The sequence below is a fragment of the Bacteroides sp. UBA939 genome, from assembly GCF_002293435.1.
GTDB lineage: Bacteria > Bacteroidota > Bacteroidia > Bacteroidales > Bacteroidaceae > Bacteroides.
In genome coordinates, this window is sequence record NZ_DBDF01000175.1 from 1 (window position 1) to 9,883 (window position 9,883).

Consider the following 9,883-nt stretch of genomic DNA (forward strand, 5'->3'; position numbering starts at 1 on the left):
ATTTTCCTCAAAAAGTTTTTTATTCAGCTTGTTTTGAGCTTATTTTCGGTCTGCTTCCCTCTTTTTACTCATCACATAGCCCGGATACCGAACCCTTTTCAGATTCACTTGTGTATCTGAAAATAAACCTGTAAATTTGCCACACTTAAAATTAAGAAAAAGAAGCGATTAATAATAAAGAAACTATGTCGTGTATCTTACATATTGAAACATCCACCTCTGCATGCTCTGTTGCTGTGAGTGAAGATGGGCAAAATGTTTTTACGAAAGAAGACCTTAACGGCCCTTCACATGCAGTTTCACTGGGAGTATTTGTAGACGAAGCGCTATCGTTTGCCGACAGTCACGCGATGCCGGTTGATGCCGTAGCAGTAAGTTGCGGACCGGGGTCTTATACCGGACTGCGTATTGGTGTATCTATGGCAAAAGGCATTTGTTACGGGCGGGATATTCCGCTCATAGGCCTGCCTACACTGAAAGTACAATGCGTGCCGGTGTTGCTCTATCACGATGAACTGCCCGAAGATGCACTACTGTGCCCGATGATAGACGCACGCCGCATGGAAGTGTACGCCGCCATCTACGATCGTGCACTGAAACCCGTACGTGACATTGCCGCCGATATTGTAGACGAAAACTCTTACGCAGAGTTTCTGGAACAACATCCCGTTTACTTCTTCGGAGACGGAGCGGATAAATGCAAGGATAAGATAACCCATCCTCATGCACATTTCATTGATAATATCCGCCCATTGGCAAAGATGATGTTTCCCCTTGCCGAAAAAGCGATAGCTGAAAAGGACTTCAAAGATGTAGCTTACTTCGAACCCTTCTACCTGAAAGAGTTCGTAGCCTCCAAGCCCAAGAAACTTTTATAAATACAATTTTATGCAACAGAATAGTATAACTCAATCATTATCCGGAATTAATAACTTAAAAATTAGTAACATGCAATATAACACTCAACAGAAACGGATGCCCCTGCCGGAGTACGGACGCAGCATTCAAAACATGGTAGACCACGCGCTCACAATTGAGAACCGCGCGGAACGTCAACGTTGTGCGAACACAATCATCAACATTATGGGTAACATGTTCCCCCACCTACGGGATGTACCCGACTTCAAACATAAGCTATGGGATCATCTGGCTATCATGTCCGAGTTCAAACTGGACATTGATTACCCTTATGAAATTATCCGCAAAGACAATTTGTGTACCAGACCGGATAACATCCCCTACTCCAGTACCAAAATCCGTTACCGCCACTATGGCCGTACATTGGAAGTATTGATAAAGAAAGCCATCGACTTCCCTGAAGGCGACGAAAAGCAAAATCTCATTGCACTCATCTGCAACCACATGAAGAAAGACTTCATGACTTGGAACAAAGACACCGTAGACGACCGTAAGATAGCGGAAGACCTTGCCGAATACTCCAATGGCAAATTACAAATGACGGACGACATCATAAAACTGATGGCTATGCGTATCGAACATAATTATCGTCCGAAAGCAAACAACCCAAGTCACCCGGGCTATCAAAACAACCGGAGAGATAACCGGAATAATAACAAAAGGAAATACTAATTGAATTATGAATTATAAATTTTGAATTATGAATAGGAGCAGTCGCCTATAACTTATTAATTCAAAATTCATAATTCAAAATTCATAATTCAAAATTCATAATGGCATCATTCGTAATAGAAGGAGGACACAGACTATCCGGAGACATTCATCCGCAAGGCGCAAAAAATGAAGTATTGCAGATTATCTGCGCCACGCTACTGACTGCCGAAGAAGTGACTGTACACAACATTCCGGACATTCTGGATGTCAACAACCTCATTCAACTGATGCGAGACATGGGTGTCACCGTGTCTAAAAAAACGGTAAATACGTACAGCTTCAAGGCCGAAAAAGTAGACCTGAGTTATTTGGAAAGTGACGAATTCCTCAAGAAATGTTCCAGCCTCCGCGGATCCGTAATGCTTATTGGTCCTATGGTAGCGCGTTTCCATAAAGCGATGATATCCAAACCGGGAGGTGACAAGATAGGACGCCGCCGTTTGGATACCCATTTTATCGGCATACAGAATTTGGGTGCCGACTTTGTTTATAATGAGCAACGGGAAGTATATGAAATTTCAGCCCGCCAGTTGAAAGGCACCTATATGTTACTGGACGAAGCATCCGTAACCGGCACTGCCAATATCGTTATGGCAGCAGTTTTGGCAAAAGGCACCACCACCATTTACAATGCCGCCTGCGAACCTTATCTGCAACAACTCTGCAAAATGTTGAACCGCATGGGAGCCAAGATACAGGGTATCGCCTCCAATCTGTTGATTATTGAAGGAGTGGACGAACTGCATGGCACCGAACACACCATCCTTCCCGACATGATTGAGGTAGGCAGTTTTATCGGTATGGCCGCCATGACGCAAAGTGAACTCACCATCAAGAACGTTTCATACGAGAACCTGGGAATCATTCCCGAAAGTTTCCGCCGTCTCGGCATTAAGTTAGAGCAACGTGAAGATGATATTTACATCCCCGCACAAGATACATACCAGATAGAATCATTCATGGATGGTTCCATAATGACTATTGCCGATGCCCCGTGGCCGGGACTAACACCTGACTTATTGAGTGTTATGCTCGTCATTGCCACTCAGGCAAAAGGCAGTGTGCTCATTCATCAAAAGATGTTTGAAAGCCGCCTGTTCTTTGTGGACAAACTGATAGATATGGGTGCGCAAATCATTCTTTGCGACCCGCACCGTGCTGTCGTCATCGGACATAATCATGCATTGTGCCTGCGAGGCGGCAATATGACTTCTCCCGATATCCGTGCCGGTATCGCATTGCTGATTGCCGCCATGAGTGCCGAAGGCATCAGTCACATTCATAACATTGAGCAAATAGACCGCGGTTATCAGAATATCGAAAACCGGCTGAATAACATTGGAGCAAAAATAACAAGAATCTAATATAGTTGACCAATGATAAAGAACGAAGAAGTATATAAAATAGGAGTAATCAACAAGCCTCACGGTATTCACGGTGAACTATCGTTTACTTTCACCGACGATATCTTCGACCGGATAGAAGCAGAATATTTGATTTGCCTGTTGGATGGTATCTTTGTACCCTTCTTCTTGGAAGAATACCGTTTCCGTACCGACTCGACCGCATTAATAAAGTTCGAAGGAATAGATACAGCGGAACGCGCACGCATGTTTACCAACATAGAAGTGTACTTCCCGGTGGAACATGCGGAAGAAGATCCTCAGGATGAATCGACATGGGATGACTTTATAGGCTTCCGAATAGAAGATAAGCACCACGGGGATCTCGGAGAAGTAACGGATGTGGACACTTCAACTATCAATACTTTGTTCGTAGTAAATCATCATGGAAAAGAATTACTAATCCCTGCACAAGAAGAATTGCTTTTAAGTATTGAGAAGCAACCCAATGTTATTAGAATGATATTACCCGAAGGGTTATTGGATTTGGACAAAGTTGAAGAAATATAAAAAGTGATTAATGATTAGTGATTAGCGCGTATGGTTAAGAAGAAACGGCATAAAGTATTCTGGAACAACATCAAGTTTAAATATAAACTGGCCATTATCAACGAGAACACGCTTGAAGAGGTGGCAGGCATCCGTGTTTCCAAACTGAACGGGATTTCAGTATTGCTTTCCGTATTGACGGTTTTGTTCCTTATTGCCGCAACCATCATAATCTTTACGCCCCTGCGCAACTATCTGCCCGGATACATGAACAGTGAAGTCCGTGCCCAAATAGTAGATAATGTCTTGCGCGTAGACTCGCTTCAACAATTGGTTGACCGTCAGAGTCTATATATAATGAATATACAGGATATTTTCCGTGGAACAGTTCGCGTAGATACGGTACAATCCATGAATTCGCTGACAACCCTACGGAAAGACTCATTGATGGAACGCACCCAACGGGAAGCCGAGTTCCGCAAACAGTATGAAGAAGCCGAAAAGTACAACCTTACAAGTATAACCGCACGTTCCGATGCAGACGGACTCATATTCTACCGTCCTACGCGAGGCATAATCAGCGACAAGTTTGATGCGGAAACAAAACATTACGGTACGGATATCGCCGCCGATCCGGGTGAAAGTATATTAGCCACATTGGACGGTACAGTCATCCTGAGCGTTTATACCGCCGAAACGGGTTATGTAATACAGGTACAACACAATCAGGATTTTATATCCGTCTACAAGCATTGCGGCTCCTTACTGAAGCGCGAAGGTGAGACGGTAAAAGCCGGAGAAGCCATAGCCCTGGTAGGAAACAGCGGACAACTGACTACCGGTCCGCATCTCCATTTCGAACTGTGGCAAAAAGGACGGGCGGTAAATCCGGAGTTGTACATCGTGTTTTAGGTGATAGATGACAAATACGAATTGTGAAATTGCAAATATATAAATGAAGAAACAAATAGCTATCCTCGGTTCCACAGGTTCCATCGGTACACAAGCATTACAGGTCATTGAAGAACAACCCGACCGGTACGAAGCTTACGTACTGACAGCCAATAACCGGGTAGAAGAACTTATCGCCCAGGCACGCAAGTTCAAACCTGAAGCGGTAGTCATAGCCAATGAAACGAAATATGCCCGGCTGAAAGAAGCGCTTGCCGACCTCCCCATCAAAGTATATGCAGGTATGGAAGCCATCTGCCAGATTGTAGAAGATACGGAAATAGACATTGTACTGACAGCAATGGTGGGCTATGCCGGATTACGCCCGACTATGAACGCCATCCGCGCACGCAAACCCATTGCACTTGCCAATAAGGAAACCCTTGTCGTGGCAGGTGAACTGATTAACCACTTGGCACGCGTTAGCGGAACTTCCATATTTCCTGTAGATTCGGAGCATTCGGCAGTATTCCAGTGTTTGGCCGGCGAGGCGGGTAACCGGATAGAGAAAGTTATCCTCACGGCATCCGGCGGTCCGTTCCGCACCTATACAAGAGAACAATTAGATACCGTCACCAAAACGCAAGCTCTGAAACACCCCAATTGGGATATGGGCGCCAAGATAACTATCGACTCCGCTTCGATGATGAACAAAGGCTTTGAAGTGATAGAAGCAAAATGGTTGTTTGGTGTACGCCCCGACCAGATAGAAGTCGTGGTACATCCTCAATCCATCATCCATTCGATGGTGGAATTTGAAGACGGTGCGGTAAAAGCGCAATTGGGCATGCCGGATATGCGGTTGCCTATTCAGTATGCATTCTCTTATCCGGAACGTCTGAAAGCATCATTCCCCCGCTTGGATTTTAAGATGTGCACAAACTTGACATTCGAGCAACCCGATACTACCCGTTTCCGTAACCTGGCGCTGGCTTACGAAGCACTGCATAAAGGCGGAAATACGCCTTGCATCATCAATGCCGCAAACGAAGTGGCGGTAGCCGCTTTCCTCCGGGATGAAGTTTCGTTCCTCGGGATGAGTGATGTAATAGAAAAAACAATGTCAATCGTATCCTTCATACAGAAACCGGAATATGAAGATTACGTGGCAACGGATGCAATGGCACGCCGCATTGCACAGGAATTGATAAAACAAAAAAGAGAAACAATATAAGTACCAACCGGAGCGTCATTATCTATATGGTATAAGGTTGTTCCGGCAAGGTATCTGACAATAAGTATAATACATAATTAAATAGAAAGTTTATTAGATGGAAACATTTTTGATTCGTGCCCTGCAACTCATTATGAGTCTTTCATTACTCGTTATCGTTCATGAGGGAGGGCACTTCCTCTTTGCCCGCCTTTTCAAGACGCGGGTTGAAAAGTTCTACCTGTTCTTTGACCCTTGGTTCACATTATTCAAGTTCAAGCCTAAAAACAGTGAAACGGAATACGGCATCGGCTGGTTGCCTCTGGGTGGTTACGTAAAAATATCAGGTATGGTGGATGAGTCAATGGATACCGAACAAATGAAACAGCCCATGCAGCCGTGGGAGTTTCGCGCCAAATCGACATGGCAACGATTATTCATCATGATAGGTGGGGTGTTGTTTAACTTCGTGCTCGCACTCTTTATCTACTCCATGATACTCTTCGCCTGGGGTGATGAATATGTACCGATTCAAAAAGCGCCTCTGGGCATGGATTTCAACGAAACGGCAAAGGCTGTCGGCTTTCAGGACGGTGATGTACTGATATCCGCCAATAATGTTCCACTGGAACGCATGGATCAGGATATGATAGGCAAAATCATCGACGCCCGCGAAGTAACCGTATTACGTGACGGCAAGAGAGCATCGGTATATATCCCCGAAGACATGATGCAAAAGCTATTAGCGGACAGTGTACGTTTTGCTTCATTCCGCTATCCGTATGTGATAGACAGTATCATCCCCAATCGTCCCGCTGCTTTGGCAGGATTACAGCCGGGTGACAGCATTACGCAACTAAACGGGAAAAACATAGCTTACTCTGACTATAGAAAAGAAATGCTTCTCCTGAAAAAAGCAAATTCCGCCTCTCACGATATAACCCTGACATACGTACGCGCCGGAATTACGGATACAGTAACCATAGCTACGGATTCACTCTATGAAATAGGCGTGGCAGTGCGTACGGAAACAGCTAAATTATTACCGGTTATAAGAGAAGAATATGGCTTCTTCGCATCTTTTCCGGTAGGCATAAAGCTGGGGGTTAAGACTCTGAAAGGTTATGTGAGTAACATGAAATATGTATTCTCTAAAGAAGGAGCTAAACAATTGGGCGGTTTCGGTACTATCGGAAGTATCTTCCCCGCTACGTGGGACTGGTATCAGTTCTGGTATATGACAGCTTTCCTTTCTATTATCCTCGCTTTCATGAATATCTTGCCCATACCTGCATTGGACGGTGGACATGTGCTGTTCCTGATTTACGAAATCGTTACCCGCCGCAAACCAAGCGAAAAATTTATGGAACGTGCGCAAATGGTAGGTATGTTTATACTGTTCGGACTACTGATTTGGGCTAACTTTAATGATATTATGCGCTTCCTGTTCTAAAAGGGAATTTGAGAAAACAGTCCCAATAAGGCTGTGAGAAGATAAAAAGGTTATATCCGAAAAAAGGCTGTAAATACGTAGTTGAGAACTCAGTTCCTATTACGTATTTACAGCCTTTCTTAATTGTTCAGTCATTATACCAAATGCCCAACCCACTCTTCACGGTCACCCGGAAGAAGGTCGATAACCGGAACTTCTATCATGGTATAACAACCCGGTTTCTGACGCATGGCAGCACGCGCCGTACAAACCAATACTTGTGCAGTCAGCGCCGGATTATTGATGCGCATATTGAATTCAAACAACTGGTTCTGTGTTTTACCGGAAACACCTTTACGGGTGAGGTTCACGCCATGCCCCATATCAAGCAGAGCATCTACACTGGACACCTGTTTCACATGCGTTTCATCGTTCACAAAATACGGATCTGCCTTGATAGCGGAAGCCACTTTATCAAACTCATAACCTTCTTTCAGTTCGATGTAAACCATACGGCGATGGATACCCGTTCCGGTAGGAATTGTCATGGACAGGGCGGCTTTCACACCATCAATTGCTTTTACAGCAACGGTGTGTCCCATACTCATACCGGGACCGAAATTCGTATAAGTAATTCCCTTCGGAGCGATAGCTTCAAGCATGGTGCGTACAATAGAGTCGCTTCCCGGATCCCAACCTGCAGAAATAATAGAAACCGTATTGTTCTCTTTTGCAACTGCACTCAGCGTACGGCGCAGATTTACTATACCGGTATGGATATCAAAACTATCTACCGTATGGATTCCGAGAGCAAGAATTTCCTTAGCATAAGCCTCTACGCTACGGGTAGGAGTACAAAGGATAGCCACGTCAACACGTTCCAATTCTTTAATATTCTTCACAACGGGATAGTCACTCAATTCTGCGGGACGGTTTTCGGCACCTGCACGACGTACAACGCCTGCGATTTCAAAGTCGGGAGCCGCTTGCAACGCTTCGAGCACATACTGCCCAATGTTGCCATAGCCAACGATGGCCGCTCTTACTTTTTTCATTCTTTTATCGGATTTAGTTATCAATATTCTATTTTATCGGCGCAAAAGTAAGCATTTTCACTTTCTTTTGCCACATAACAGCACAAAATTACAGCAACTTTCTTCTTAATTAAGATTTATTGCAGATGCAATTCTTCCGCGTTATTGCTCGCCTGCATTATTCATAAGTGTTTCGTCATAAATGAGAATTTAGGTGGAAATGGGTACGCTAAATTCTCATTTATAGTAAGCGAAGTACTTACACTATGAATAATACAGGCTCGAATGAATTTGTCCCGTGAGACGAATTATTTCGTCCTGTGAGATGGATTTTTTCGTCTCACGAGATGAATTTTTTCGTCTCGTGGGACGGATTTTCTCGTCTCATGGGATGAATTTTCTGGTCTCGTGAGATGAATTCCGGTGCTTACGTCTGGAGACTTTTTCTTTGAGGGATTGATACCCACTGCATCGTGAGGTTATTCCAGAGGGCACTGTCGTCCGGTCGTGGCGGTGCACAATCGGGTATGAGGCAGCCCATGTAAGTGCGCTTCCCGTCAATACGCTTTTCGTAGCGATATAGCTCGTCCGCTTTAGCTTTCCGGCCGATATCCAGTTCCCGGAGTTTTTCCCGAAGCGCAGTTGAAGTGGTTTTTTCTGCTGACACGAAGTTGGCGAAGTATTGATGTACTTGCCTCATACTCAGCAAGTCATCCCCCTTGTCGTAGAGCACGACATGCTGTTTGAATATCTCCACGGCTTCGTTGAAGTACTGCCTTAGCAGTCCCCCATACCCGCTTTTCATGCAAACAATCTCCACCCATTCACTGTCCGACGACAGGCTGTCAACCAACTCTCGCCAAGGTTGGGGAGGGATGAACTTGCAAGTGACGGTATCAGTCTCTCCAGAAGCACTAACTGAACCGCCGGAAGCAATAGCACTGCTACCGGAAATTATCTCATTGACAGCAATAACATCAGCAACAGCAGCAGTCTTTTCTTTTTCTTTTGTTGTTGCTGTTGTTATTATATCTCTTATATTCTCTTTAATTGCTTCTGGATTTTCATTTATATTGCAGTGTTTCAGCGTTTTATGCGAATAGATAAAAGCGATTTTTGATTCATTTTTGCTCGTTTTTCGCTCATTTTTTATGCTTTTTCGTGCATTTTCACGCGTTTTCTGCTCATTTTTCTGCGTTTTTTGCTCGTTTTTCGACGTATTTTCGCTCACTTTTTGCTCATTTTCCCACGCATTTACATCCGCTTTTTGAGTTTCTTCCGCACGTTTTTTATTCCTTCCGCGTACAGGATTCAATTCGGCGGGAGTGAAATATCCATCTTCTTCCATAATGAACAGTGGGTAGTTGAGAATAATCTTCTTGAGATAGGCAAAGGAAATTTTCAAGCCCTTGCAGAAAGGACGGAGATAATCCAATTGGGCGCAGGGTTCGGGCAAGAGTGCCAACTTTTCGATAATGACCCAATAGGCGCCAACGCCTTTCAGACCTTCTTCATTGAGCAGGTTTTGCATTTCGGGGTCATTCATCGCCATAAGCGGATGTTGCAGGTAGAAATTTCTTTTCATATTAGGTTTCTTGTTACAAGTAAAATATGCACTAAACGAGAAAGTGCCATAAACACGGCGTTTATTACAATTCTTCTCATTTTTGTTGATGCAAAGATAGTGAATTTTCCTCAAAGTTGTATGCAATTAGGATTTGAGCAGTCAATAAAGAAGCAAAAAAATATTCATCCAAAAAGGAATATTATAAGTAGCTGTTCATAATTA

The 9,883-nt window shown here is 44.1% G+C and carries 9 protein-coding genes; 7 read left to right on the forward strand and 2 right to left on the reverse strand.

Annotated features, from left to right (window positions below; genetic code table 11):
* Positions 1 to 185: 185 nt before the first annotated feature.
* From tsaB to rseP, 7 genes are all read left to right on the forward strand, one after another.
* Positions 186 to 878, forward strand: coding sequence for a tRNA (adenosine(37)-N6)-threonylcarbamoyltransferase complex dimerization subunit type 1 TsaB (tsaB, locus tag B2Z67_RS11060; RefSeq protein WP_291529886.1), 693 nt, complete (start codon positions 186 to 188; stop codon positions 876 to 878).
* Between the two features lie 70 nt (positions 879 to 948).
* Positions 949 to 1,590, forward strand: coding sequence for a DUF4290 domain-containing protein (locus B2Z67_RS11065; RefSeq protein WP_291529887.1), 642 nt, complete (start codon positions 949 to 951; stop codon positions 1,588 to 1,590).
* A 101-nt stretch (positions 1,591 to 1,691) separates the two neighbouring features.
* A complete protein-coding gene (murA, locus tag B2Z67_RS11070; RefSeq protein WP_291529888.1) occupies positions 1,692 to 2,996 on the forward strand; it encodes a UDP-N-acetylglucosamine 1-carboxyvinyltransferase in 1,305 nt (434 codons plus the stop codon).
* Positions 2,997 to 3,008: 12 nt separating this feature from the next.
* A complete protein-coding gene (gene rimM, locus B2Z67_RS11075; RefSeq protein WP_291529889.1) occupies positions 3,009 to 3,545 on the forward strand; it encodes a ribosome maturation factor RimM in 537 nt (178 codons plus the stop codon).
* Between the two features lie 30 nt (positions 3,546 to 3,575).
* Positions 3,576 to 4,436, forward strand: coding sequence for a M23 family metallopeptidase (locus B2Z67_RS11080; protein WP_291529890.1), 861 nt, complete (start codon positions 3,576 to 3,578; stop codon positions 4,434 to 4,436).
* 43 nt (positions 4,437 to 4,479) lie between these two features.
* Positions 4,480 to 5,649, forward strand: coding sequence for a 1-deoxy-D-xylulose-5-phosphate reductoisomerase (locus B2Z67_RS11085; protein ID WP_291529891.1), 1,170 nt, complete (start codon positions 4,480 to 4,482; stop codon positions 5,647 to 5,649).
* Positions 5,650 to 5,746: 97 nt separating this feature from the next.
* Positions 5,747 to 7,081 carry an RIP metalloprotease RseP gene (rseP, locus tag B2Z67_RS11090; RefSeq protein WP_291529892.1) on the forward strand — a complete coding sequence of 445 codons (1,335 nt, stop codon included), beginning with the start codon at positions 5,747 to 5,749 and terminating at the stop codon, positions 7,079 to 7,081.
* Between the two features lie 134 nt (positions 7,082 to 7,215).
* Here rseP and B2Z67_RS11095 read toward each other — a convergent pair whose 3' ends face one another.
* Together B2Z67_RS11095 and B2Z67_RS11100 are read right to left on the reverse strand one after the other, a co-directional pair.
* Positions 7,216 to 8,115 (reverse strand): diaminopimelate dehydrogenase, encoded by a 900-nt coding sequence (locus B2Z67_RS11095; protein WP_291529893.1) that lies wholly within the window; start codon positions 8,113 to 8,115, stop codon positions 7,216 to 7,218.
* Positions 8,116 to 8,521: 406 nt separating this feature from the next.
* Entirely contained in the window at positions 8,522 to 9,679 is a 1,158-nt protein-coding gene (locus B2Z67_RS11100) for a hypothetical protein (RefSeq protein ID WP_291529894.1), read from the reverse strand.
* Positions 9,680 to 9,883 lie beyond the last annotated feature (204 nt).